Source organism: Halomonas dongshanensis (assembly GCF_024790395.1).
GTDB lineage: Bacteria > Pseudomonadota > Gammaproteobacteria > Pseudomonadales > Halomonadaceae > Vreelandella > Vreelandella dongshanensis.
Genome location: NZ_JAJISC010000004.1, coordinates 367,115 through 391,374, shown reverse-complemented (window position 1 = coordinate 391,374; position 24,260 = coordinate 367,115). Strand labels below are relative to the sequence as shown.

The following is a 24,260-nucleotide window of genomic DNA, read 5'->3' as shown; positions in this document are numbered from 1 at the left end:
TCGCGTATTAACCCAGCGGGCACGGAAGGGAGACTAAGGCCATGACGTCGTTGACACACAAGCCCCCGAGACAGGGGGCGAACAACGCCCCCGCCAGCGAATTTTCACTGCGCCTCGAGCGCGAACTGGCGGGTAGAGTGCACTTCGATCAGGCGACGCGCGGGCGTTACGCCACCGATGCCTCGATCTATCAAATCACGCCGGTGGGGGTGGTCATTCCCCGCCATCAGGAGGACCTTCGCCTAGCGCTCGATATCGCCCGCGATGCCAAGGTGCCGGTCCTCGCGCGCGGTGGCGGCACTAGCCAGTGTGGGCAAACGGTGGGCGATGCGCTGGTACTCGATACCTCGCGCTGGCTCAACCAGGTGGTCGAGTTCGACGTCGAGGCCCAGACGGTGGTGGTCGAGCCAGGCATAGTATTAGATCATCTCAATGCCTGGCTCAAGCCGCATGGGCTGTGGTTTCCCGTCGATGTCTCGACCAGCGCCCAGTGCACCATTGGCGGCATGGCGGGCAATAACTCCTGCGGTTCGCGCTCGATCTACTACGGCAACATGGTGCACAACGTGCTCGAACTAGAAGCCATTCTGGCCGATGGCGTCGAGGCGCGTTTTGGTTTCGTCGACCGCCTTGCCGAAGGTAGCCGCGAATGGCAGTTAGCCCAGCAGGTCCGAGCCATTGCCGAAGGCGTGGCGCCAGAGATTCGCGCTCACTACCCCAAGGTGCTGCGCCGGGTCGGTGGCTACAATTTAGATCTCTTCGACTGCCAAAATCCGCTGCCTTACGATGCCGCTGGACGGCCCAACCTTGCTCATCTGCTGATCGGCTCCGAAGGCACGTTAGGCGTAAGCCAGCGTATCACCCTGAAGCTTTCTCCCTTGCCCGAGCAGAAAGTGCTTGGCGTGGTCAACTTTCCCACCTTCTACCAAGCGATGGATTTGACCCAGCACATCGTGACGCTAGGGCCGATGGCGGTGGAGCTCGTGGATCGCACCATGATCGAGCTGGCACTCGATAATCCGGCCTTTCGACCGGTCATCGAAAAGGCGCTGATCGGCCGTCCCGAGGCCATCTTGCTGGTGGAGTTCGCAGGGCAAGATCGTACGGCGCAGCTTGCCGCGCTCGCCGAACTCAACACGCTAATGGCCGACCTGGGGCTACCCGGGAGCGTAGTGGACATGCCAGAGGCCGGGGAACAAAAGGCGCTATGGAACGTGCGTAAGGCGGGGCTCAACATCATGATGAGCATGAAAGGGGACGGTAAGCCGGTCTCCTTCATCGAAGACTGTGCGGTGCCGCTGGAGCACTTGGCCGAGTACACCGCCAAGCTGACCGAAGTGTTCAACCACTACGGCACCGAGGGCACGTGGTATGCCCACGCCGGGGTTGGCACGCTTCATGTGCGACCGATTTTGGATATGCGCCGCGACGGTGCTGCCAAGATGCGCGAGATTGCCGAAAAAGCCTCGGCGCTGGTGCGTGAGTACAAGGGCGCCTACTCCGGTGAGCACGGCGACGGACTGTGTCGTGGCGAATGGGTGCCGTGGCAATTTGGCGAAGCGGTCAACGACGCTTTTCGCCAGGTGAAACGGCTCTTCGACCCAGCGGGATTGCTCAATCCCGGTAAGATCGTCGACACCCCCAAAATGGATGATGAGCGCTATTTTCGCTTTCCAACGTCGTATCAGCGTATTCCCATTACCCCGGTTTTCGACTGGTCGAACTGGAACGTTGAGCGCGATCCTCTAACCGGTGCGCAGACGCCGCCGGGGTCGGGAGGCGACGTGACGCACGGCCTCGCCATGGCGGTGGAAATGTGCAACAACAACGGCCACTGTCGCAAGTTCGATGCCGGGACGATGTGCCCAAGCTACCGCATTACTCGTGACGAGCAGCATTTGACGCGTGGGCGTGCCAATACGCTGCGCCTAGCGCTTTCAGGTCAGCTCGACGACACCGGGCTTGCCAGTGACGACATTAAGGCAGCGCTGGATCTCTGCGTGTCGTGTAAGGGGTGTCGACGCGAGTGCCCGACCGGCGTCGATATGGCCAAGTTCAAGATCGAGGCGCGGGCGGCAAGGGCTCGCGTCAAGGGGCTTTCGCTGCGCGATAGGATGGTAGGTGAAATGCCGCGCTACGCTCCTTTTGCCCGGCACCTTGGCGCTCTGGTCGACGGGCTCGAAAAGCTGCCGCCGCTCTCCCGTGTGCTCAAAAAGGCACTCAAGCTTGCCCCCGAACGCTCGTTGCCGCGCTTTACCGGCCACTTCCTCGCCGAGCGCCAGTCGACATCGCACCAGGACACGTCGCGGGGAGAAGTGCTGCTGTTCGTCGATACCTTCAATAACTACATGGAAGCCGACAATGCCCGCGCGGCCAAGCGTGTGCTCGAGGCTGCGGGCTTTCGCGTGGTGCTCAATCGCCCTGAGGGCGAGCGGCCCTTGTGCTGTGGGCGTACCTATCTCTCTTCGGGACAGTTCGACAAAGCTCGGGCTGAGGCAGAACGTTCGCTGCACTACCTCATGCCTTTCGTCGAACGCGGGGTCGCCATCGTCGGTCTCGAGCCCTCTTGCCTTTTGAGCCTGCGCGACGAGTTCCTGCAGTACGGCTTTGGCGAGCAGGCCAAGCGCCTGGCTGAGTCGGCCTATTTGTTCGAGGAGTTTCTCGTCGCCGAGCATCAGCGTGCGCCATTCACTTGGCAGTTGAACCCCCTTACTGTTTCGCGCGCGCTGCTGCATGGCCACTGCCACCAAAAGGCCTTCGATGCGGTGAAGCCGGTCGAGACGGTGCTTGGTTGGATTCCTGAGCTCGATGTGTCGCTGATCGACTCTTCGTGCTGCGGCATGGCAGGGAGTTTTGGCTACGAGGCCGAGCACTACGACGCTTCTATCCAAATGGCCGAGCTTTCCCTGCTGCCTGCCATTCGCGCCGACAATGGGCAAGCGCTACTGGTGGCAGACGGCACCAGCTGCCGCCATCAGATCAAAGACGGTAGTGGGCGCGAAGCGATTCACGTTGCCCGCGTGCTGGCCGAGGCGCTAGGGTAAAGAGGCGTTTCTGGGCGGCGTCACGGGCGCCTAATCACGCCCGTCGCGGTACGAATAGCCGACTATTAACAATCAAGTACCAGTAGCATGCACCCATAACAGAGTATCCATAATCAAGGAGCGCACGGTGGCGATTTATCAATACGACGATGCAAGACCCCAGATAGGTGAGGATGTTTACGTTGCCGAGACGGCAGACGTCATCGGCCGGGTAGTGCTCAAGGATCGCGCTAGCGTCTGGTATCAGGCCGTGCTGCGTGGCGACAGCGACCCGCTGGAGGTGGGGGAGGAGAGCAATATCCAGGATGGCGCGGTACTGCATGCCGATCCCGGTTTTCCGCTCAAGGTGGGGCGTGGGGTGACCGTGGGCCACCAAGCGATGCTGCACGGCTGTACGGTGGAGGATGGCTGTCTCATTGGTATTCAGGCGGTGGTTTTGAACGGTGCGGTGATCGGTAAAAACAGCCTAGTGGGTGCAGGGGCTTTGGTAAAAGAGGGCGCGACCTTTCCGCCCAACTCATTGATCGTGGGCTCGCCCGCCCGCGTGGTACGTACGCTTTCGGAGGAGGCCGTGGGCAAGCTCAAACTCAACGCCCAGAGCTACGTCGAGCGCGCCCGCCTGCATGCCGAGAAGCTCACGCGAGTCGATTAATCTCAGCGACACAGCGAAGCGTTAGTCACAGCGGTAGGTGACACACACCAGCGGCCCGGGGGACCACCCCGGGCTGCTGTACGTTTTAGGTATTGAGTGTTAAGTGTGCGATGTTTCGGCGATGGAGAGCCGCCTAGCCCATCAGCCCATCGGTCACACCGAGCAGATAGAAGGCCAGAAGGCCGAGCGTGCCAGCAAACACCAGGTAGTAGATCGTCGGTAGGATGGTGATGCGAATGGTGGCGCCTTCGCGTCCCAAGAGGCCGACCGTTGCCGAAGCCGCGACCACGTTGTGGATCGCAATCATGTTACCCGCGGCGGCACCTACGGCCTGCAGCGCCACCATCATCGCCGTGGAGACACCGAGGGTCTGAGCGACGTTGAACTGGAAATCTGCCAGCATCAAGTTGGAGACGGTGTTGGAACCGGCGATGAAGGCGCCCAATGCCCCGATGGCGGGAGCAAAGAAGGGGTAGATATCGCCGACGCCATTGGCGACCGCCTGAGCCATTACCACGGGCATGGAGGCGAGATCTGCACCGTTGACGCCCGAGTTGATCAAAATCCGCACCATCGGCACGGTGAAGATCAATACGAACCCAGCGCCGAAGATCGTCTTGGTCGACTCCGAAACGGCTGCGCGCATCTGTCCTGGATTCATGCGGTGCAGGAAGTAGGTGATCAACACGACGATCAGAATCAGCCCGCCCGGAAGGTAGAGGGGCTCGACGCTGCCGCTGATGCCCGCCTCACCCAGGATGTTGCTCCAGCGCAGGCTCAGCGAGTTCAGCGCTACGCGCAGGGGCTCGATGGTGCGCGAGGCCACCAAGAACAGCGCCAAGAGCACGTAAGGCACCCAACCTTTGAAAGTAGAGATGGCGGTCTTGCCGGTCACGTCATCGAGCTTGATGCTAAGGTTGCCGATCCACTCGTCGGGCCAGGATTTGGTGTCGGGGAAGTCCCAGGTGTCCTTGGGCAGTAAAAAGCCTTTGCGCGCTGCCGGAACGACGATGGCAAGCCCCACCATGGCGCCGATCATCGAGGGGAATTCCGGCCCCAGGAAAACGCCCACCAGCATATAGGGGATGACGAAAGCGAGGCCGGTGAAGATAGCGAACGGGGCAATCGACAAGCCCTCGCTCCAGGAGCGGTTGGCGCCGAAGAAACGCACCATGACGGTGACCAGAATCAGCGGCATGAGCAGCCCGACGATGCCATGAACGATGACGACTTCGCTGGTGATCAGTTGGAAAAACACGTCCCAGCTAGAGCCATTGGCCTCCAACTGCGCTGCAATGCCCGCTTGATCTAGCCCGCTGCCCACGCCAACGATGATCGGCGTGCCTACCGCACCAAAGGAGACCGGAGTGGACTGCAGCATCATGCCTACCACCACGGCTGCCATGGCCGGAAAGCCCAGCGCCACGAGCAGCGGGGCGGCCACGGCAGCGGGTGTGCCAAAGCCCGATGCGCCCTCGATGAAACAGCCAAAAAGCCACGCAACGATCAGCGCCTGCACCCGGCGGTCGGGGCTGATGCCCGAGAAGCCGTTACGGATGGCGGTAATGCCGCCAGAGTGCTTGAGCGTATTGAGTAGGAGGATGGCGCCGAAGATGATCCACAAAAGCCCCGCCGTCTGGATCAGCCCCTGGAAGGTAGAAGCGGCAATGCGGGTGAAGGACATGTCCCACACGGTCAGGCCGATGAGTGCTGCCGTAAGAAACACCAGCGGCATGGCTATCCGTGCCGGTATCTTGAAGCCAACCAGCAGAATGCCTGCCAGCAGCAGCGGCAGAAATGCCAGCAGTGCGAGTAGAGTGTCGTTCATGGGCGAAGCTTCCCCCTTGCTTGTTATGACGATGTTGGGTGGCGCAATGAAGCAGTGATCGCTACGTAAGCCTTGCGTGGCTGCCAAGACAGCCAGACGATACGACCGAGCCCGGTACCCTGGCTATATGGAAGCGTGGGGCCTACCTCTCAGAGACGATGCCAAAGGGCCATGGCGAATCGATGCCGGTATCGATAAGTCTATGTATCGATGGTGTTTATCGAGTATGGGTCAGCTTGGCGGAGATGCCATGGCATTAGACTAATTGACAGCGCATACGAAAGGCTTGCGAGGGCAACGCCCAAGCGCCGATGATGAAGACGCGGGCACGAGCTCGCGCTGACTTACTTCTCTTTCAGGGAGCCTATCGCCATGACTCGTACGCTTTACGACCTTTGCGGCCGCGATGAACGCCTGCGCTTCTCTCCTTACTGCTGGCGCGTGAAGCTGGCACTGGCGCACAAGGGGCTTAAGGTGACTGCCAAACCCTGGCGTTTTCAGCAAAAAGAGGCCTTGGCCTTTGCCGACTACGACAAGGTGCCGGTGCTGTGCGATGGTGACACCGTGGTCACCGATAGCTTCGAGATCCTGCGCTATTTAGACGCCACCTATCCTGATGCGCCGCTACTCGGCGAGGGTATGGCCTATCAGCGCGCTTTGCTGATCAAGTCTCTGGTCGATCGTAGCGTTAACCCGGCGCTGGTTCGCATCATCATCCTCGATTTGCTCGACGCCATTCATCCCGATGATCGCGCCTATTTCCGCGAAAGCCGCGAGACGCGTTTTGGCAATCGCTTGGAGGCGCTGCACGACCCCGAAGCGGGATGGAGGCAGCTAGCCACCGCCTTAGCGCCCATGCGTGACGTGCTGGCACAAAGCGACTTTCTCGATGGCGAGGCGCCAGCGGGAGCCGACTACCTGCTAATGGGGAGCCTAATGTGGGCGCACGTCGTCTCGCGCACGCCGCTCTGGGCCGACGACGGTCCTGTGGCGGCTTGGTTTGAGCGTATGCTTAAGATAAACGGCGGTGTAGCGGGCAGCGCCTTGACTGTTCGTCATCTTGGCTAATTATCCTAATTGATTGGTTTTATAGAGGCTTATGGATAGGGCATTGAAGCGTTACATGAAAGCCACTAAAAATCATGTTGCGGTGCACAAAACTCCCTGCTAGCTTTCAACTCGAAAGGTCGTAAAAAGCATGGGCGATGCGTCCATGCTCATTGATCCAATGCGCACCTGCGCTCAAGAATTGCTCGCCCGAGGAGATGTCGCGATGAACGGTTCTGCCGAGAAGACCAGCCAACAGTTCGATGCCATTTTCGTTAGCCCCATGCGCAGCTACACGCGCGCCGCGCTGGACTATGTGGATCAACTGACCCATGCCCAGCTCGACGCTGCACGGGCCTATACCGATATGACCCTGACCCAGGCGCGTACCTGGCTCGACGTCAAAGATGTCGATAGCTTCAAACGTGCCGTCGAAAGCCAGCAGAAGACCGCCTCCAATCTGATGGAGCGCGTCAAAGGCGATACCGAGAAAATGTCGTCGCTCAGCCAGAGCTTCATTCAGGATAGTCAGAAGAGCGTCGAAGAGAGCGCGAACAAGGCCAAGAGTGCCGCTAGCCAAGCCACCACGGCAGCTTGATCTCTGGCCCCAGAGTCGCACTAGGCTGGCGCGATGCTGATGAGTATCGAGTAAAGCCTAGTGCATGAAAGCGCCGCCGCCGGTCACTCCGGCGGCGGCGTTTTTGCGCTGAGCGTGGTGGCCTGGGAGGGCTCGACTATGCGGACGCGGCTGCGGTCATGGCGTGCAGTCGCAGGCGCACGATCTTGATGATCTGGGTGATCGCCGTTTCGCGCTCCTGCTCCTCGTCGTGGGTCAAACGCTCTTCGAAGGCAGCAAGAATGGCGTGGCGGTCGAGCCCCTTGACCGCGACCACGAAAGGAAAACCAAAACGCGCCTTGTAGGCAGCGTTAAGACGCTCGAAGAGGGCAAACTCATCAGGCGAGCACTGATCGAGTCCGGCGCCTGCCTGCTCATCGAGCGAGGCGCGCGTCAGTTCACCGGCAAGCGCTGCCTTACCGGCAAGATCCGGGTGGGCACGAATGACGTCGATCTGCTCCTTGCGCGGCGCTGCCATGAGAACGTTGCCCAGCCGCTCTGCTAGGCCGTCGGGCGTATCCTGCGCTACGCTCATACCTTGCTGCCAAGCCCTCTCGGCGACCCAGGGTGAGTGCTCCACCACGCTTGCATAGCGATCGAGAAAGTCGGGAAGCGCGAGCGAACTCGGCGGCGGAGACAGCGTTTCGCAAAGGGACATGGCGGCGCTCGCAGAAGGAGTGAGTGTCTACACTGTATACAACAAAAAAACCAAGCGGTACCCTTTTGCTCAGCCGTGATTACGCATAACGATACGCTGGCAACGCGCGTTACTAAAATGAGCGACTAAGCGAATCAATAACGAAAGGAGCTTTCATGGGGCGTCTTACCACGCATGTGCTGGATACCGCCAACGGCTGCCCGGGGGAGGGCATTTGCGTCGAGGTGTATCGTCTCGAAGCAGGCAACCGCGTTCTGCTTACGCAGACGATGACCAACGCCGATGGCCGCTGCGATGCTCCGTTACTCGAAGGTGAAGCGCTGACGCCAGGCGAATACGAACTGCAGTTTCATGCCGGTGACTATTTGCGCCGCCATGGTGGGACGGCATCCGAGCCCCTTTTTCTTGACCTGATACCGCTACGCTTTGGCGTAAGCGATAGTGCCGCGCACTACCATGTGCCGCTGCTGCTGTCGCCTTATGGCTACTCGACCTATCGAGGCAGCTAGCGGTGAGTGAGGCTAAGACGCGTACTACGCGTGAAGGCGATGTTCGCCACGAGGTGATCTATCGCGCCGTGAGCGATGCCATCATCGAACACCGGTTGAAGCCGGGCGCGCGGCTGCGTGAAGACGCTCTGGCCGAGGTGTTTGGGGTCAGTCGTACCGGTATTCGCAAGATTCTCCAGCGCTTGGCTTTGGAGCAGTTGGTCACCCTGACGCCTCGGCGTGGAGCCAGCGTGACGCGGCCATCGGCAGAGGAGGCGCGCGACGTCTTCGCCGCCCGCCAGTTGATCGAATGCAGCTTGATGGTCGATGCCGCCAAACGTATTACGTCGGAGGATATCGAAGCGCTCAGGAAAATGGCGCAAGAGGAGCGCCAAGCGCTGAAAAGCGGCGATCAAAGCCTAGCCATTCGTCTCTCTGCCGCGTTTCATCTGCGTTTGGCGCAGCTTGCCGGTAACGCGACGCTTGCCGAGTTCGTCGAACGGCTCTGCTCGCGCTCTTCGCTCATTCTGGCCGTCTACGGTCACCGAGGCCATTTGGGCTGTGAATCTCACGACCACGACGATCTCATTGGCTATCTGGAGGCGGGTAACGGCGAGCGCGCCAAGGCGTTCATGAGCCGTCACCTAAAAGCCATCGAAGCGTCGCTCTCCATGGTCGAGGAGGACAACGCCATACCCGACCTACAGCAGATTTTCGCCAGCGACTAAAAAGCGCGGAGCCACGATGAACGTGGCTCCGCGTTTCTCTTTTTATCGCTTGTTTGCCCTCATTTCCTATCAATAGGCATTGGCCGTCACCAGAACGTTCTGGCGAGCCAGAAGGAAGTAGAGTAGCCCACCCAGTGCCGCTCCCATCATCCAGCCGTAGCCGTCGAGCGCGCTCATGGCGGGTACCACTACCGTTGAGAGCGAGAACAGAGCAGCCAGCGCGAAGGCGATCAGTGCATGCGTGTTCCAGCCGTTGGTGTAGTAGTAGGCGCTGTCCGGGGACGAGTTGAACAGCTCCTGCAAACAGAGCCGCTGGCGGCGCAGCAGGTAGTAATCCACCACGATGATGCCGTAGAAGGGGGCTACCACTGCGCCCAGCGCGTTGACGAAGCCGGGTACGCCAATCTGGCTGATGACCGCCACCCACAGGCCACCAACGAAGAAAGCAATCACTGCCGTGATCAGCCCACCCAGTTTGAAGCTGATCTTGCTGGGGAACAGGTTCGCCAAGTCGTAGGCGGGAGGAATGAAGTTGGCCACCAGGTTGATGCCCACGGTAGCGGCGAAGAAGGTCAGAGCCGCGACGATGGTTAGCGGTAGCGAGTCGACCCGCTCGACGATATCGGCCGGGTTGGTCAGCGCTTCGCCGAAGAGCACCAGCGTTCCTGCGGTGATGATCAGCGCGATGAAGGAGAAAAAGGCGATGTTGAGGGGAAGCCCCAACAGGTTGCCAAGCTTCATTTGGCGCTCGGTCTTGACGAAGCGGGTGAAGTCGCCAAAGTTGATCACCACCGCAGCGAAGTAGGCCACCATGGTGCCGACGATGGCAAAGAAGGCGGCGACGCTGCTGGTACTGCGCTCGCCTTCGCCACTGAAGATGCTGCCAACGGCGGGCAACAGCTCGCTTCCTGCCTGGTACCACACGACCAACATTAGTGCGATCATCACCAGATACACTAGCGGCCCCGCCCAGTTGAGGAAGTGTTTGATGCGCTCGATGCCCTGCCAGAAAATCGCGATCTGAAACACCCAGACGATCACGAAGGAGAGCCAGGCAACGCCAGAAAGGCCCAGGAAGGTGGCGCCGCTGCCTGCACCGAAGAGCGCTGTGATCAGCAGGGCCACGGCGGTGGAGGCGAAGTAAGTCTGCACCCCGTACCAGAAGATACCCACGATGGCGCGTAGCATGGCGGGCAGATTGGCCCCGCGCACGCCAAGGCTTGCGCGAATCATGACCGGGAAAGGAATGCCGTACTTGACGCTCGGTTTGCCGGTCAGATTGACCAGAAACATCACGATCACCCCCGCCAGCACGATGGCCGCCATGACCGCCCAGCCGTTCAGGCCATAAGAGAGAAAGAGTGAGGCTGCCAAGGTATAGCCGAACAGGCTCTGAATGTCGTTAGACCACACGTTGAAGATCTCGAAGGCGCCCCAACTGCGTTTTTCTGGTTTCAGCGGGGCCAAATCCTCGTTGTAGAGGGTTGGATCGATGTGCTTGATGTTGAAATCGTTGTCATTCATAACGCATCTCTCGTCTCGGGGGCATTATTGGCGAAAACGTTGGCAAGCAGGCCAGTGCTTCATCAGTAGGTAGTAGCTGAACCCGGCGGGGATCAGGCTTGCATACCAGGAGACCGCCGAGAACGACAGTGCTGCGACGATGCCGATGGCCATGGCAACCAGTGCGGCGAGATTGACGCCCTGGTAGGGGCCCTGGGGGTCGTATAGCTTGTCCAGATCCAGAGTGCGGTGGCGAATCAGGTAGTAGTCGACCACTAAGATGGCGAAGAGCGGGCCGAGAAATGCTGAGTAAGTCTGCACGAAGAGTTGGAGTCCGGCGGCGGATTCGGGCTGGACCAGCTTCCAGGGGAAGGTGGCAAATGCCAGCAGCCCGACGATGACGCTTGCGGTGGTGAACTTGAGCTTGAAGACGTCCATCAAGACATAGGTCGGCGGCACCACGTTGTTGAGAACGTTGGTAGTGACCTGAGCAAAGGCGATGAACAAAAGCGTCGTCATCAGAAGCGGGGTATTGTCCACGGCGTTGGCGAACACCTGGATGGGGTCGGCGGTGCCGGTTGCCTGAGAGACCATGTAGCCGATCAGCCCCATGAACAGCGTGCAGGGCAGAATCGACATGGCATAGATGGTCGTCAAAAGCCCGCCGCTGGTGCCTTGTTTGTGTTCGCGGGCGTAATCGCTGACGTTGAGCATCATCGTGCTGTAGATGCCCAGAAACAGCATCGTTGCGCCCCAAAACGGCATTCCCCACGAGCCTTCCATGGTGAGTAGGCTCGCTGAGAGCTCATCGCCGTAGCGCTGTACCGTGGCGTAGAACATATACACCAGCGAGCAGAGGATGAAGGCGCTGCCGATGTTTTCGAGCCATTTGATGCCTTGAAAACCGGTCACCGAGAGCGCGATCTGCAAAAGCTGAAAGGCGATGAAGTAGAACACCAGACTGTCGAAGCCAAAGAGCGTGGCCGACACCATGTTCAGCGCCCCCGCCCCAATCCAGCTTTGAAAGCCGTACCACACCACGGCAGGCACCGCGCGAACGAGACCGGGGATGCGCGTGCCCGAGAAGCCGAAGGCGCTTCGCGCCTGGACCATGAAGGGAATGCCGTACTTGTAGCCCGCTGCGCCGTTGATGGCCAACGCCACACCGATCACGAAGCAGCCTATGGCGATGGCAAGGGTGGCCTGCAGCAAGTTCAGCGTGCCGACCACGCTCGACCCCATGGCGAAAGTGCCAATCGACACGCAGCCGCCGAACCAGGCCAAAAAGTAAGAGCCTCGCCCCATGATGCGGGTCTGTTGAGGGGCCAGGCTCTCGTCGCCCAGCGCTTTGGTGGCGCTCGGCGCGGCGCGGTCCGCTTCGTCGGTTGGCGCCGTGGGTGAAACGTTCATATTGTCGTCCTCGCAAGGTTGTCGATGTTGTTGGTCTCCGGCGAAGCCGGAGATCTTGCGGCATGGCGTGCTACTGGACGTACTTTCTTGATGTTGTGGGGCGCAGTACGCCTTCAGTTGTTTGTGTCTAGCGTCTTATATCGTGAGTCCTTGGCGTTCACATCATCCTGCGTAGGCGAGTACTGGATTAAGGGTTAGCGCTTAGCGGATGCGCCCAGGGCTAGCTGTGAATAACCCTCGAACTTCCCTGTAAAGGGTTTGGGGCGCGGAAAATCCAGATCGCCATGCTTGCTAGTTGGAATACCCAGTGCCACGAGCGACTCGGCCAGCTTGAGTGCTGCGCTGACCCCCTCGATGACCGGCAGGCCAACCTCCTGGCTAATTTGGCGCTGTAGCCCAGCCATACCACCACAGCCCAGCACGATGGCGCCGATGCCGTCTTCGTCACGCGCACGGGCGCACTCGTCGATGATGCGCTGATAGGCCGCATCGGGGCTCGATTCTAGGTCGAGTACCGGAATTTCGGCGGCGCGCACGCGGCGGCAGTGATGGTGAAAGCCGTACTGCTCGAGCAGGTGCTCGGCGATGATGCCGGTGCGGCCCAGGGTCGTGACCACGGAAAAACGCGTACTCACCAGCGTCGCCAAATGAAAGGCCGCTTCGGCGATGCCGATGACTGGCGCACGGGTCAGCTCGCGTGCGGCCAAAAGGCCAGGGTCGCCGAAACAGGCGACGACATAGGCGTCGATGCCCCCTTCATGTTCGCCTTTGAGAACTTCATCGGCCACGCCTACCGCGCTCACCGCTTCGTCGAAGTGGCTCTCGATGGAGACCGGCCCGGCATCGGGCTGGCTGGCGCTCAAGGTGGTGCCGGGCGCGGCCAGACGCACTGCCGCCTCGTGCATCAAGGCGGTCATGCTAGCGGTCGTATTAGGATTGATCAGTCGAATGTGCACTTGAATGGGGCTCCGTGCGAAATGAAGCTGAGGCCGTGTATCGAATCCCCGTATATCGAATGCTTAGGCGTTACGGTAAAAGGGATTCAATTTCCGTCTCTCTTGTATACAAAGTAACGTCCCTGAAAATGGGAGGCAAGACTTAAAAGCGGCAGCGAGCACCTTTGCTGCGGTTCTTTAGTCGTATTGAATAGGGCGATTTTGTTATGCCGGAGATCTCTCTGGGTACAATCCGTAGTGATCGATTGCAGCAGAGAAACGATCCCGATATGTTTGTATACAAATAACCAAGCAGTGTTCGATGAAAAGGAGAGGGATATGACGGCGTCATCTTCAGCGTTTTCGAGCGACTACGCGCGTGATTTGATCGGCTACGGCCGCACGCCGCCTGCGGCCAACTGGCCGGGTAGGGCCAAAATTGCCGTACAGTTCGTGCTCAATTACGAAGAGGGCGGTGAGAACTCGGTGCTTCACGGCGATCAGGGTTCCGAGCAGTTTCTCTCCGAAATCATCGGTGCTGCCGCTTACCCCTCGCGCCATTTGAGCATGGAGTCGATCTACGAATACGGTTCGCGCGCAGGTGTTTGGCGCATTCTGCGTGAGTTCGAGCGCCGAGGCCTGCCACTCACTGTGTTCGGCGTGGCGATGGCGCTGGAGAGGCATCCCGAGCTTGCTCTGGCGTTCAAGGAACTGGGGCACGAAATCGCCTGTCACGGCTATCGCTGGATCCACTATCAGGAAGTGCCCGAACACATCGAGCGTGAACACCTGCAAAAGGCAATGACGATCTTCCAGCGCCTTTACGGCGAGAAGCCTCAGGGTTGGTACACCGGGCGCGACAGCCCCAACACCCGCCGCCTGGTGCTCGATGAGGGCGGCTTCCTCTACGACAGCGACTACTATGGCGATGACCTGCCGTTCTGGATGCGCGTCGAAGATAGCCAGGGCAGCGAACATGACCATCTGGTCGTACCCTATACCCTCGATACCAACGACATGCGCTTCGCCGCGCCCCAGGGCTTCAACACCGCCGATCACTTCTTTACCTACCTGCGCGACGCCTTCGACGTACTCTACGCCGAAGGCGAGGAGAGCCCTAAAATGCTTTCGGTAGGCATGCACTGTCGGCTGCTGGGCCGCCCGGGGCGTTTTCGCGCGCTACAGCGCTTTTTGGATCACATCGAAGCCCACGACCGTGTCTGGGTCGCTCGTCGGGTGGATATCGCCCGCCACTGGGTCGAACACCACCCGCCGGTTGCGCGTTAACCGACCCACTGCGTTGCCTGGGCGAACATCAAAAAGCCCAGCGCGATGACGATCCAAAGGCAGAATAGGGGAAAGAAGAACTTGACCCACTTTTGCCAGGGCACGCCCGCCAGCGCAAGGGTGGCCATGAAATAGCCCGAGGTGGGGTAGAGGATATTGCCGATACCGTCGCCAAGCTGAAAGGCCAATACGGCGGTTTGGCGCGTGACGCCGATGATATCGGAAAGCGGCGCCATGATCGGCATGGTGACCAGTGCCTGGCCGCTGCCCGAGGGGATGATGAAGTTGAAGCCCAACTGCGCCAGGAACATTCCGATGGCCGATAGCATGGTGGGCAGGCCGCCGACGAGAAAGCCAAGACCATGGACCAGCGTATCCATGATCTGCCCATCCTCGAGCATGACGGCGACGCCGCGCGCCACCCCAGCGATCATGGCGCCAACGAGTACGTCTCGAAAGCCCTGATTGAAGGCTTGGCAAATTTCATCGCTCGAAAGACCGGCAATCAGCCCAACGACGATGCCCATGAGAATGAACAGCCCCGCCATCTCCATCATGAACCAGCCTTGCTGGAGTACGCCATAGACCAATACGCCGAAGAAAACGAAGGTGGCGATGGCCGCGAGCGTCTGGCGCGGGGTGGCGCTGAGGGCTTCGCTTTGAATTGCTTTCTGATAGCGGCTGCGCTTTTCCGCTTCGCTTGATTCGAAATGCATCAGGCTCGTTTCAGGGCGGACATGAACGCGGTGAGCGTAGCGCATGACGAAAAAGATCGCGGCGGCGAGCATGACGCAGAACGCCATGATGCGAAGCCCGTAGCCCGAGTAGAGTGGTAGTGCCGAGAGCTGCTGGCCTAGACCCGTGTTGATGGGATTGAGTACGCCCGTGGTAAAGCCCACGGTGGTCGCGCACAGGGCAACTGCCGCAGCGGTGACGGAATCGAAACGCAGCGCGATCATGAGCGGCAGAATCACCGGTACGTAGACCAGGGCGAGCTCTTGTGTACCGATGACGGTGGCGATCAAGGCAAAAATGGTCATTAGAACGGGAATCGTCAGCAGACTTTTTCCGGCAAAGCGGCGGGTGAGCTTGTCGACACCGATTTCGATGATGCCGGTATGGCGCAACACCATGAACATGCCGCCGATCATGAAGGTGAAGAACACTACTTCGCCCGCGCTCATCAAGCCGTTGGGGATCGCCAGCATGAAATCGACGATTCCCACGGGCGTTGGCTCGACGTAAGCAAAGGTCGCGGGATCGATCGTCGTGCGCCCGGCCGGACCTGGTACGCGCTCGAAGGTCCCCGCGGGCACGAAGTGCGTGGCTAACGCGGCAAGGGCGATGAAAACGAACAGCACCACGTAAATATCGGGAATACGGCACCAGCTTCGCTTTGGCGGTGGCGTTTCGGGATGAGGATCAGAAGGGGGCGTTGCGGACATGAAGTGCCTCACGTTGTTGAATCGCCTCGAGGGCGGTTATCGTTGTTGAGCTCAGGACACCTCTAGGTGCCATCGAGCGTGGCGAGCCGGATGCGCAAGTGCTCTGGCTCCGGTTTCCTGTGTCGTTGTGACGGCTGGTTATGACGATGTTCTATGCTGAATTGTCGTGACGGTTTTCGTGGCCTTGGCCAAACGCTGGGCGTCAAAGGAGTTTTACGTGTCGATACCCCCTCACGCCGCCAAGCCGCATATCGGGCAGCGAATTACGCAGCAGTACGCCGACTTGAGCGCCCAGGAGCAGCGCGTGGCGAGTTTTATCCTCGATCATTTCGATGATCTGGCGACGTTCAGCGCGGCCGATCTTGCGCGCCTGACCGGGGTGTCGAAATCGACGGTGAGCCGTTTGTTCAAACGTCTGGGGTTCGAGAGTTTTGCTAGCGTGAAGACGCACGCGCGTAGTTTGAGAGCGCTTGGTGTGCCGCTGGTAACCGAAGGCGCTGGCGGCGGCGAGGAGCGCTTCAAACGCCACGTTGCGCGCGAAACCGACAACTTGTCGCGGCTCTACGCTGGGCTTTCGTCTGCGGATTTCGAAGCCGTCGTGACGGCTCTCGATGGGGCACGCCGGGTCACCTTGATCGGTTTTCGCAATAGCTATCCGCTCGCCATGCATTTTCGCCAGCAGCTCGTGCAGGTTCGCGACGACGTCACGCTGGCGCCGCAGCCCAACCAGACCCTGGCCGAAGAGCTGGTGTCGCTGCAGGCCCAGGATCTCGTGGTGGTCTTTGGCTTTCGCCGTCGCCCCCAGGTGTTCGAGCGGCTGATGGCGCTGTTGGCGCAGCGCGAAAGCCGCGTACTCTTGATTGGCGATGCGACGGCAGGGGACCAGGCGAGATGGGCAAGCTGGTGGATCGAGTGTCCGCTCGATAGCGTTTCGGCGTTCGATAGTTACGCCAGCGCCATGAGTTTGGTTTGCCTCTTGACCAACGCGCTGCTGCAGCGTCGACTGGCGCAGGGGCGAGCGCGAATCGACGCCATCAGCACGCTCTTCGATGCCCTCGATGAGTTGGCCCTGCCGTTGCCTTGAGCGATGCCGGAGTGCGTCGGTCCAGAAAACGCATGGCGACGTATCAGGCCCCGCTACCTTGGTGGCGTTGCGATGTTTGAGCATGCTTCGTAATGTAGATATTGTTTGAAACGAAAGTTTCTAGTGACGTTACTATTGGGCGCATAGTTTCACAAGCACGTTTATCGCTAGCTTTGCGCTGTATCACCGACCCACCCCAGCCAATGGAACCTGACATGCCAGCCAATCGCTCCACCGCGCGCTACTACGCTCCCCAGGGTGGTCATCCGCCTCAAACCCAGCTCACGGCTGACCGCGCTGTGTTCACGGAGGCCTATGCGCTAATCCCCAAGGGGGTGATGCGAGATATCGTGACCAGCTATTTGCCGTTCTGGGAGGGCACGCGGCTGTGGGTGCTGGCGCGTCCGCTGTCGGGCTTCGCCGAGACGTTTTCTCAGTACATCATGGAGGTGCAGCCGGGTGGCGGCAGCGATAGGCCCGAATTGGATGCGGGGGCCGAGGGCGTGCTGTTCGTGGTCGAGGGGGAGCTTACCCTAACGCTTGCAGGCGAGCGTCATGTGCTGGCGCCTGGCGGCTACGCCTTCTTGCCGCCCGGTAGCGATTGGCAGGTGCGCAACGAAGCCGACCAAGCAGTGCGTTTTCACTGGGTGCGCAAGGCGTTCGAGTTCGTCGAGGGGTTGGACGTTCCTGCGCCCTTCGTCGCCAACGAGCAAGATATCGCACCTATCGAGATGCCGGGCACCGAAGGTCGCTGGGCCACGACGCGTTTCGTCGATCCCCGCGACGTGCGCCATGATATGCACGTCAATATCGTCACCTTCCAACCGGGTGGCGTGATTCCCTTCGACGAAACTCACGTTATGGAGCACGGGCTCTACGTCTTGGAAGGCAAGGCGGTTTACCATCTCAACCAGGAGTGGGTCGAGGTGGAGGCAGGGGACTTCATGTGGCTGCGCGCCTTCTGCCCTCAAGCCTGCTACGCCGGTGGCCCTGGGCCGTTTCGCTACCTGCTCTACAAGGACGTCAACCGCCACGCAGGCCTTCGTCCGCTGACACGCTGAGGAAGCACCATGCTACGCCTAAAAGCCAAACCACTCTGCGCCGAGGCCTTCGCCCCCTTTGGTGACGTCATCGATGCGCGTACGTCGGATGCGTTTCCCATCAATGCTGGGCGCACCCAGCGCCACCATGATCTAGCGAAGGTACAAACCTTGGGCGCGAACGCCCATACCTTGATCAACATCTTCGTCAGCCAGCCAATCACCTTGCCTTTGCAGCTCACTTTTTTAGAGCGTCACCCCCAGGGCAGCCAGGCCTTCATACCGCTTCACGGGGAGCGCTTCGTCGTGGTGGTGGCGCCGCCGGGTGACCAAATCGACCCTGAAAGCGTGCGCGCTTTCGTTACCGATGGCCGCCAAGGAGTGAACTACGCAGCGGGCACCTGGCATGCGATCAACTCGGTGCTGGAGCGCGAAGGGGAGTTTCTGGTGGTGGATCGCGGCGGTGAGGGCAACAACTGCGACGAATATCCGCTTGCCATCGAAGTGACGCTATAAGCAAGACGGGACGTAATCGTGTATTTTTTGCCCATCGTCACCCTAAAGGGCTTACTTGCATGATGCTTACTCGTCGTCGCCTCTTGAAGTTTGGCGCAAGCGCTTCGCTACTGGCGCTTGCACCGGTCGGCCTTGGCACCGCCTGGGCCCAAAAAGCCCCTGACTTCGGCGCGCCCGCCTCGCTCGTCATTCACACCAGCGCCGGGCCGCAGCGCCTACAGGTCGAAATCGCCGACACCCCCGCTAAGCGTCAGTACGGGTTGATGGGGCGCGAGCAGCTGGACAAGAACGCTGGCATGCTGTTCGTCTTCGACGGCGAACAGTCTGCGCATAACGGCTTTTGGATGTTCCAGACGCTGATTGCGTTGGATATCGCTTTCATTGATGCCGATGGACGCATCGTCGCCATCGAGACGATGCCGCCGTGCCCCTCTACGTCGCCGCGCGAGTGCCCGGCCTACCTGCCCGGTGCGGCTTATCACACCGCGCTGGAAGTCAACGCCGGTTACTTCGCCGAGCGCGGCATCGAGCTTGGCGACTGCGTTGCCGCGCCGGGCATGGCAGGCTCTTGTGCGCCGTCTTGATAGTTTTATCTCCTATTGGCTGCCACGCGTACTGGGCTACAATGCGCAATCTTTCATTTGGAGAGCCCTGATGCTGTTCGCTCCACGCTACGCCCCGCTGGTATTTTCACTGATGATGTCGATCTACATGGTGACGCTAATGACGTTCGTCATCACCTGGGCCAATACCGGTATGGGGGAGGGCTTTCTAGGCCGCTGGTGGCACGCCTTCTACATTGCCTGGCCGGTGGCGTTCACCCTCATCTTGCTGGGCGCGCCACGGGTGCAACGCTTAGTTGGGCACCTGATCAAAAAGCCGCTTGGCGCGTAGCCGTTCAATCATTAGGGTCTGTTGCCTGAGTAGAGCGTAAAAGCCTTGACGCTCAACGGCGCATAAACGCCACGGCCTGCTAGACTGAGCTAGGCTTGATCAGTAAGGGCGTACTTGTGGTGCGTGCGCGGATTGTGTCGCGCACAATAGGTTTCGCCTCAAGGGATTTTTTCGCTAAAGTAAGGCCGCCGACACGTGCGGCCAATGGGTCACCAGCGCGTACCCGCAAGACAGTCTTGATACCGTTTTGGAAACTAACCGCTCCTAGGGAACGCTTTGGGCGGACAAAACGCATAATGCTCATAAAAGATAACGAGGTGTGTCCATGAAACGCCATGTATTTTCTACTGCTGCTTTCTCCGGTGCGTTGCTGACGGCAGCCACCTTCGCGGCCCCTGCGGTCGCGCAAGAAGAGAGCTACATCACCATCGGTACCGGCGGTCAGACCGGCGTTTACTACGTAGTGGGCCAGTCGGTTTGCCGTATGGTCAACCGCGGTAGCGACGAACACCACATCCGCTGTAACGCGCCTTCGACTGGCGGCTCCGTTGCCAACGTCAACGGTATCAAAACCGGTGAGCTGGATATGGGCGTTGTGCAGTCCGACGTTCAGTACCGCGCCTACAACGGTGAGGGCAACTTCGAAGAGGAAGGCCCGTGGGAAGACATGCGTGCCGTCTTCACCATGCACGGTGAGCCGCTAACCGTCGTTGCGCGTGCCGATTCCGGTATCGAAAGCATCAGCGACTTCCCGGGCAAGCGCGTCAACATCGGTAACCCCGGTTCTGGCCAACGCAACACCATGGACGTGGTGATGGACGCCTTCGGCTGGGACGAAAGCACCTTCGCCCTGGCGTCGCAGCTCGACGCAGCCGAGCAGGCTTCGGCGCTGTCCGATAACAACATCGATGCCATGGTCTACGTCGTGGGTCACCCCAACGGCTCCATTCAGGAAGCCACGACCACGATCGATGCGCGCTTGGTCTCCGTGACTGGCGATGAAATCGACGGTCTGATCGAAGAGTACCCCTACTACACCCGCTCTGTGATTCCGGGTGGCCTGTACCGCGGTAACGACGAAGACGTCGAAACCTTCGGCGTAGCGGCAACCTTCGTGACCTCGGCCGATGTCGATGACGAAGTCGTCTACCAGACCGTCAAAGCGGTCTTCGACAACTTCGATCGCTTCAAGCGCCTGCACCCGGCGTTCGAAAACCTGAACGAAGAAGACATGATCTCCGACGGCCTCACCGCGCCGCTGCACGAAGGTGCCGAGCGCTACTACCGTGAGCGTGGCTGGATCGAGTAAATCGTCGTAGCAGCAACTCGCTACGGCAGGTGAGTGAGCGATTCATTCGCCGTTAGAGAGCGCGGGCGCCTTGGGCGTCCGCGTTTCTTGTTGAGTGCACTGAGTCACAGTGCCAATGATCACACAGGGCATACGTATGCGTGACGATACACAACCTTCGGTAGCCGCTGAGCACGATCTGGAAGAGATGGTCGCCTCCAGCGATACGGGGGCAAGGAAACCCCTTGGCATGCCAGGCAAACTGCTGGTGAGCATTGCAGCAGCTTGGTCGCTGTTTCAGCTATGGATAGCGTCACCGCTTCCCTACTTGGTGGGTTTCGGCGTCTTCAACGCCACCGAGACGCGCTCGATTCATTTGGCGTTTGCTCTCTTTCTAGCCTTCATGGCTTACCCGGCGCTCAAGCGTTCTCCGCGAGATCGAGTGCCGGTGCAGGATTGGTTGTTCGCCGCGGTTGCCGCCTTCTGCGGTGCCTATCTATTTCTGTTCTATTCCGACTTGGCCCAGCGTGCCGGGCGTCCCATCACCCAAGACGTGGTGATTGGCGTCATCGGTATTCTGATGCTGCTCGAAGCCACACGACGAGCCCTTGGGCCGCCCTTGATGGTCGTAGCGGCGGTCTTCATCGCTTATTCGCTGTTCGGCCCCTACATGCCCGGCATTCTTGCTCACCGTGGCGTCAGTATGGCCGGGTTGATCAACCACCAGTGGTTGGGAACCCAGGGTGTTTTCGGTATCGCTTTGGGCGTGTCGACCAGCTTTGTTTTCCTATTCGTGCTTTTTGGCGCGCTGCTTGATAAAGCGGGGGCGGGTAACTATTTCATTAAAGTCGCCTTCTCTCTGCTTGGTCACCTACGCGGCGGCCCTGCCAAGGCGGCGGTCGTCGCCTCTGGCATGACCGGGCTGATTTCAGGCTCTTCTATCGCCAATACCGTAACCACCGGTACCTTCACCATTCCCATGATGAAGCGCGTGGGCTTTAGCGCCGAAAAAGCCGGGGCGGTGGAAGTAGCTTCTTCGGTCAACGGCCAGATCATGCCGCCGGTCATGGGGGCAGCGGCATTTTTGATGGTCGAGTATGTGGGGATCTCCTACGTTGAGGTCATCAAGCACGCGTTCTTGCCTGCCATCATCTCCTATATCGCGCTGATCTACATTGTTCACCTCGAAGCGCTCAAAGCGGGCATGAAGGGGCTGCCGTCGAGCAATCCGCCGCGCCCGTGGCTGATGAAGCTCTTTACTTTCGCCACTGGCTTAGTCGCGCTGATTCTGCTCTCTTTGGGCGTTTATTACGGCCTGGGCTGGCTCAAACCGCTGCTGGGCGATGCTGCCCCCTGGTTCATCGCCGTCTTGTTGGCCTTGGTGTATGTCGGCCTGCTCAAGATTAGTTCTTTCTATCCTGAGCTAGAGATGGATGATCCCAAATCCAAAGTCCTAACTCTGCCGCAAACACGGCCGACGGTGATGGTCGGTTTGCACTACATTCTGCCGGTCGTCGTACTGGTCTGGTGTTTGATGGTCGAGCGACTTTCGCCTGGGCTTTCGGCCTTCTGGGCGACCGTGTTCATGATTTTTATCATGCTGACGCAGCGCCCGATCATCGCTTTCTTCCGCGGTCGCAGTCAGCCTGCCGAAGACCTCAAAGAGGGCGGCAAGGATCTGTGGGATGGCCTCGTGACCGGGGCGCGCAACATGATCGGAATTGGGATCGCCACGGCGACCGCCGGTATCGTGGTGGGAGCGGTATCGCAAACTGGCGTTGGGCTCGTGCTCGCCGACGTGGTAGAGATTCTCTCCGGCGGCAACCTGATGATGATTCTGCTGCTTACCGCCTTGCTCAGCTTGATTCTGGGGATGGGGTTGCCCACCACGGCCAACTACATCGTCGTTTCGGCCTTGATGGCGCCGGTGATCGTGCTGCTTGGGCAGCAGAACGGATTGATCGTACCGCTAATCGCGGTGCATCTATTCGTGTTCTATTTCGGCATCATGGCCGACGTGACACCGCCGGTGGGCCTGGCCTCTTTTGCTGCGGCGGCTGTATCGGGCGGGGATCCGCTGCGCACAGGTTTCCAGGCGTTCTACTATAGCCTGCGTACCGCGGCGCTGCCGTTTCTGTTCATCTTCAATACCGACCTGCTGCTCATCGATGTGACCTTCGTGCAGGGAATCGTGGTCTTCGTCATCGCCACGGTCGCCATGCTGATCTTTGCGGCGGGTACTCAAGGCTACATGCTCACGCGTAGCCGCTGGTACGAATCGATTCTGCTATTGCTGGTCGCGTTTACCCTGTTCCGCCCCGGTTACTGGATGGATCGCATTCACGATCCGTATGAGTCGGTGCCGCCTGCGCAGTTCGCCGAAGCGCTCGAGCGCGTCGATGAGGATAGCAATTTGCGCGTTCAGATCGCTGGTGAAAACAACTTCGGCGATGCCATCACGACCTATGTATTGGTGCCGGTTCCGGCAGGAGAGACGGGAGAAGAGCGTCTGGAACGCTTGGGAATGGAGCTATACGTCGATGGTGACCAAACCCTGATTGACTTCGTCGAATTCGGTAGCCTCGCTCAAGACCTGGGCTTCGACTTCGATCAAGAGATCATCGAAGTGTTGGCTCCGGTCAATCGCTGGGCCAAGGAATGGATGTGGATTCCGGGCTTCTTGATCTTTGCGCTAGTCGTCATGCTGCAGCGGCGTCGGCGTCAACGTGAGCAAGACACGGAGGCGCAGGCGAGCGCCTAGGAGGTTTCATGTATCAGAAGATATTGCTTTCGGTGGACTTGAACCAAGAGGCGTCGTGGCAAAAGGCGCTGCCCACGGCGGTCACCCTGTGCCAAACCTTCGGCGCTTCGCTGCATGTGGTGACGGTGGTGCCGGAGTTCAGCATGCCGATGGTGGGCGCCTACTTTCCCAAGGACTTCGCGCAAAAGGCGCACGAAGCGGTCAAGCAGGCACAGCGCGAGTTCATCAGCGAGCATGTGCCCGATGATGTCAAAGCGCAAAGTGTGATCGTCGACGGCTCACCTTGGGAGGCCATCATCAAGGCCAGCAAGAAGCTGGATATCGATCTGATCGTCATGGCCTCGCACACCAAGCGTAAGTTCGTCGACTACGTGCTTGGCCCCAACGCCGAGCACGTGGTGTACCACGCCAAGGTGTCGGTGATGATCGTGCGTTAAGGCGCCGTTTGGTGGGAAATGAAAACCGCCGAGGTCACTGAACTGACCTCGGCGGTTTTTTTACGCTTGGCGTGCCTTTACAGCATGCGGGGAATTTGGGAGGAGTGATGGTGCAAAATGGGGCTTTTCTTGGCGAGGTCGACCACGTAGCTAAAGCGCGCTTCGAAATTGAGCAACTCGCCATCGACTTCGAAGCGCCAGTTGTACAAGCCGGTTAGCGCGGAAAGCGACTCGGAAAGCTCCTGAACGATCACGGTTTTTTCATGCAGGGTAATACTCAAACCGGGGCGACTGCCCAGCCGCTCGAAATAGTCGCGGTGTTTTTCACGCGTATCGGAGATGCGGTTAGAAAACGTGGGGATCAATACGGCTTTTTCATCGTATAAAGCCAGCAGCGCTTCAACATCGGCATTGTTGATCGCCTGCATCCACTCATTCAGCACATCCATGGGGCTTTTCATCGGAACGACCTCTCCACCGTTGAGCATGATGTTATAACGTATCTTAAAGTGAAAGGATAATACCTTCATCGATAGCCTAGAGGCTAGGTTAGCCTTCGTGTATCAGTGTGATGGATTTCATAAGTAAAAGCTATCCGG

General features: G+C 59.4%; 22 protein-coding genes. 15 read left to right on the top strand and 7 right to left on the bottom strand.

The genetic code is table 11. The features are described from left to right. The first annotated feature begins 41 nt into the window (after positions 1-41). Together LLY24_RS10870 and LLY24_RS10865 are read left to right on the top strand one after the other, a co-directional pair. Complete coding sequence (locus LLY24_RS10870) at positions 42-3,044, top strand: FAD-binding and (Fe-S)-binding domain-containing protein (RefSeq protein ID WP_259036311.1); 3,003 nt, start codon at positions 42-44, stop codon at positions 3,042-3,044. Positions 3,045-3,171: 127 nt separating this feature from the next. Further along, the gene (locus LLY24_RS10865; RefSeq protein ID WP_259036310.1) at positions 3,172-3,696 is read left to right on the top strand and encodes a gamma carbonic anhydrase family protein; all 525 of its coding nucleotides are present in this window, start codon (positions 3,172-3,174) and stop codon (positions 3,694-3,696) included. Between the two features lie 133 nt (positions 3,697-3,829). Here the strand turns inward: LLY24_RS10865 and LLY24_RS10860 are convergent, their stop codons facing one another. Continuing rightward, on the bottom strand, positions 3,830-5,524 hold the full coding sequence (locus tag LLY24_RS10860) for an L-lactate permease (RefSeq protein WP_259036309.1): 1,695 nt from the start codon (positions 5,522-5,524) through the stop codon (positions 3,830-3,832). Positions 5,525-5,896: 372 nt separating this feature from the next. On the opposite strand from LLY24_RS10860, the gene LLY24_RS10855 reads away from it, so the two are divergent. Both LLY24_RS10855 and LLY24_RS10850 read left to right on the top strand, forming a co-directional pair. Continuing rightward, entirely contained in the window at positions 5,897-6,592 is a 696-nt protein-coding gene (locus tag LLY24_RS10855) for a glutathione S-transferase N-terminal domain-containing protein (protein WP_259036308.1), read from the top strand. Positions 6,593-6,797: 205 nt separating this feature from the next. Then, complete coding sequence (locus LLY24_RS10850) at positions 6,798-7,169, top strand: phasin family protein (RefSeq protein ID WP_259036307.1); 372 nt, start codon at positions 6,798-6,800, stop codon at positions 7,167-7,169. Positions 7,170-7,305: 136 nt separating this feature from the next. Here LLY24_RS10850 and uraD read toward each other — a convergent pair whose 3' ends face one another. Next, the gene (uraD, locus tag LLY24_RS10845; protein ID WP_259036306.1) at positions 7,306-7,845 is read right to left on the bottom strand and encodes a 2-oxo-4-hydroxy-4-carboxy-5-ureidoimidazoline decarboxylase; all 540 of its coding nucleotides are present in this window, start codon (positions 7,843-7,845) and stop codon (positions 7,306-7,308) included. A 155-nt stretch (positions 7,846-8,000) separates the two neighbouring features. Between uraD and uraH the strand changes: the two genes are divergently transcribed. Together uraH and LLY24_RS10835 are read left to right on the top strand one after the other, a co-directional pair. Further along, on the top strand, positions 8,001-8,354 hold the full coding sequence (uraH, locus tag LLY24_RS10840; RefSeq protein ID WP_259036305.1) for a hydroxyisourate hydrolase: 354 nt from the start codon (positions 8,001-8,003) through the stop codon (positions 8,352-8,354). A gap of 2 nt (positions 8,355-8,356) precedes the next feature. Then, positions 8,357-9,061, top strand: coding sequence for a GntR family transcriptional regulator (locus LLY24_RS10835; protein ID WP_259036304.1), 705 nt, complete (start codon positions 8,357-8,359; stop codon positions 9,059-9,061). 69 nt (positions 9,062-9,130) lie between these two features. Here LLY24_RS10835 and LLY24_RS10830 read toward each other — a convergent pair whose 3' ends face one another. The 3 genes from LLY24_RS10830 to LLY24_RS10820 form a co-directional block, all read right to left on the bottom strand. After that, positions 9,131-10,585, bottom strand: coding sequence for an NCS1 family nucleobase:cation symporter-1 (locus LLY24_RS10830; RefSeq protein WP_259036303.1), 1,455 nt, complete (start codon positions 10,583-10,585; stop codon positions 9,131-9,133). A 24-nt stretch (positions 10,586-10,609) separates the two neighbouring features. Next, positions 10,610-11,974 carry an NCS1 family transporter gene (locus tag LLY24_RS10825; RefSeq protein WP_259036302.1) on the bottom strand — a complete coding sequence of 455 codons (1,365 nt, stop codon included), beginning with the start codon at positions 11,972-11,974 and terminating at the stop codon, positions 10,610-10,612. A gap of 194 nt (positions 11,975-12,168) precedes the next feature. Next, complete coding sequence (locus LLY24_RS10820; protein WP_259036301.1) at positions 12,169-12,930, bottom strand: aspartate/glutamate racemase family protein; 762 nt, start codon at positions 12,928-12,930, stop codon at positions 12,169-12,171. Positions 12,931-13,248: 318 nt separating this feature from the next. Here LLY24_RS10820 and puuE point away from each other — a divergent pair, with 318 nt between their 5' ends. Beyond that, complete coding sequence (gene puuE / locus LLY24_RS10815; protein WP_259036300.1) at positions 13,249-14,196, top strand: allantoinase PuuE; 948 nt, start codon at positions 13,249-13,251, stop codon at positions 14,194-14,196. On the opposite strand, the gene LLY24_RS10810 is transcribed toward puuE, so the two are convergent. After that, a complete protein-coding gene (locus LLY24_RS10810) occupies positions 14,193-15,641 on the bottom strand; it encodes a YfcC family protein (protein WP_259036299.1) in 1,449 nt (482 codons plus the stop codon). The two genes, puuE and LLY24_RS10810, sit on opposite strands and share 4 nt — an antisense overlap. Before the next feature lie 217 nt (positions 15,642-15,858). Here LLY24_RS10810 and LLY24_RS10805 point away from each other — a divergent pair, with 217 nt between their 5' ends. The 8 genes from LLY24_RS10805 to LLY24_RS10770 all read left to right on the top strand — a co-directional run bounded on the left by LLY24_RS10805 (position 15,859) and on the right by LLY24_RS10770 (position 23,661). Further along, positions 15,859-16,725: a MurR/RpiR family transcriptional regulator gene (locus tag LLY24_RS10805; RefSeq protein ID WP_345799650.1), complete on the top strand. Its 867-nt coding sequence runs from the start codon at positions 15,859-15,861 to the stop codon at positions 16,723-16,725. Positions 16,726-16,940: 215 nt separating this feature from the next. After that, positions 16,941-17,786, top strand: a complete 846-nt coding sequence (locus tag LLY24_RS10800) for a bifunctional allantoicase/(S)-ureidoglycine aminohydrolase (protein ID WP_259036298.1) — start codon at positions 16,941-16,943, stop codon at positions 17,784-17,786. A 9-nt stretch (positions 17,787-17,795) separates the two neighbouring features. Further along, complete coding sequence (locus LLY24_RS10795) at positions 17,796-18,281, top strand: ureidoglycolate lyase (protein ID WP_259036297.1); 486 nt, start codon at positions 17,796-17,798, stop codon at positions 18,279-18,281. A 59-nt stretch (positions 18,282-18,340) separates the two neighbouring features. Then, positions 18,341-18,865 carry a DUF192 domain-containing protein gene (locus tag LLY24_RS10790; protein WP_259036296.1) on the top strand — a complete coding sequence of 175 codons (525 nt, stop codon included), beginning with the start codon at positions 18,341-18,343 and terminating at the stop codon, positions 18,863-18,865. A gap of 70 nt (positions 18,866-18,935) precedes the next feature. Next, the gene (locus LLY24_RS10785) at positions 18,936-19,175 is read left to right on the top strand and encodes a DUF2798 domain-containing protein (RefSeq protein WP_259036295.1); all 240 of its coding nucleotides are present in this window, start codon (positions 18,936-18,938) and stop codon (positions 19,173-19,175) included. A gap of 325 nt (positions 19,176-19,500) precedes the next feature. Then, a complete protein-coding gene (locus LLY24_RS10780) occupies positions 19,501-20,484 on the top strand; it encodes a TAXI family TRAP transporter solute-binding subunit (protein ID WP_259036294.1) in 984 nt (327 codons plus the stop codon). Between the two features lie 136 nt (positions 20,485-20,620). Further along, positions 20,621-23,224, top strand: coding sequence for a TRAP transporter permease (locus LLY24_RS10775; protein ID WP_259036293.1), 2,604 nt, complete (start codon positions 20,621-20,623; stop codon positions 23,222-23,224). Positions 23,225-23,232: 8 nt separating this feature from the next. Beyond that, positions 23,233-23,661 carry a universal stress protein gene (locus tag LLY24_RS10770; protein WP_259036292.1) on the top strand — a complete coding sequence of 143 codons (429 nt, stop codon included), beginning with the start codon at positions 23,233-23,235 and terminating at the stop codon, positions 23,659-23,661. Between the two features lie 77 nt (positions 23,662-23,738). Here the strand turns inward: LLY24_RS10770 and LLY24_RS10765 are convergent, their stop codons facing one another. Then, a complete protein-coding gene (locus tag LLY24_RS10765) occupies positions 23,739-24,110 on the bottom strand; it encodes a nuclear transport factor 2 family protein (protein ID WP_259036291.1) in 372 nt (123 codons plus the stop codon). Positions 24,111-24,260: the final 150 nt, after the last annotated feature.

What these genes read in the sequence shown, in the direction of transcription:
- LLY24_RS10870 (WP_259036311.1), top strand. Translation starts at nt 42, where the DNA reads ATGACGTCGTTGACACACAAGCCCCCGAGACAGGGGGCGAACAACGCC.
- LLY24_RS10855 (WP_259036308.1), top strand. Translation starts at nt 5,897, where the DNA reads ATGACTCGTACGCTTTACGACCTTTGCGGCCGCGATGAACGCCTGCGC.
- puuE (WP_259036300.1), top strand. Translation starts at nt 13,249, where the DNA reads ATGACGGCGTCATCTTCAGCGTTTTCGAGCGACTACGCGCGTGATTTG.
- LLY24_RS10790 (WP_259036296.1), top strand. Translation starts at nt 18,341, where the DNA reads ATGATGCTTACTCGTCGTCGCCTCTTGAAGTTTGGCGCAAGCGCTTCG.
- LLY24_RS10780 (WP_259036294.1), top strand. Translation starts at nt 19,501, where the DNA reads ATGAAACGCCATGTATTTTCTACTGCTGCTTTCTCCGGTGCGTTGCTG.
- LLY24_RS10830 (WP_259036303.1), bottom strand. Translation starts at nt 10,585, where the DNA reads ATGAATGACAACGATTTCAACATCAAGCACATCGATCCAACCCTCTAC.
- LLY24_RS10785 (WP_259036295.1), top strand. Translation starts at nt 18,936, where the DNA reads ATGCTGTTCGCTCCACGCTACGCCCCGCTGGTATTTTCACTGATGATG.
- LLY24_RS10850 (WP_259036307.1), top strand. Translation starts at nt 6,798, where the DNA reads ATGAACGGTTCTGCCGAGAAGACCAGCCAACAGTTCGATGCCATTTTC.
- LLY24_RS10800 (WP_259036298.1), top strand. Translation starts at nt 16,941, where the DNA reads ATGCCAGCCAATCGCTCCACCGCGCGCTACTACGCTCCCCAGGGTGGT.
- LLY24_RS10825 (WP_259036302.1), bottom strand. Translation starts at nt 11,974, where the DNA reads ATGAACGTTTCACCCACGGCGCCAACCGACGAAGCGGACCGCGCCGCG.
- LLY24_RS10810 (WP_259036299.1), bottom strand. Translation starts at nt 15,641, where the DNA reads ATGTCCGCAACGCCCCCTTCTGATCCTCATCCCGAAACGCCACCGCCA.
- LLY24_RS10795 (WP_259036297.1), top strand. Translation starts at nt 17,796, where the DNA reads ATGCTACGCCTAAAAGCCAAACCACTCTGCGCCGAGGCCTTCGCCCCC.
- uraD (WP_259036306.1), bottom strand. Translation starts at nt 7,845, where the DNA reads ATGTCCCTTTGCGAAACGCTGTCTCCGCCGCCGAGTTCGCTCGCGCTT.
- LLY24_RS10765 (WP_259036291.1), bottom strand. Translation starts at nt 24,110, where the DNA reads ATGGATGTGCTGAATGAGTGGATGCAGGCGATCAACAATGCCGATGTT.
- LLY24_RS10860 (WP_259036309.1), bottom strand. Translation starts at nt 5,524, where the DNA reads ATGAACGACACTCTACTCGCACTGCTGGCATTTCTGCCGCTGCTGCTG.
- uraH (WP_259036305.1), top strand. Translation starts at nt 8,001, where the DNA reads ATGGGGCGTCTTACCACGCATGTGCTGGATACCGCCAACGGCTGCCCG.
- LLY24_RS10770 (WP_259036292.1), top strand. Translation starts at nt 23,233, where the DNA reads ATGTATCAGAAGATATTGCTTTCGGTGGACTTGAACCAAGAGGCGTCG.
- LLY24_RS10775 (WP_259036293.1), top strand. Translation starts at nt 20,621, where the DNA reads ATGCGTGACGATACACAACCTTCGGTAGCCGCTGAGCACGATCTGGAA.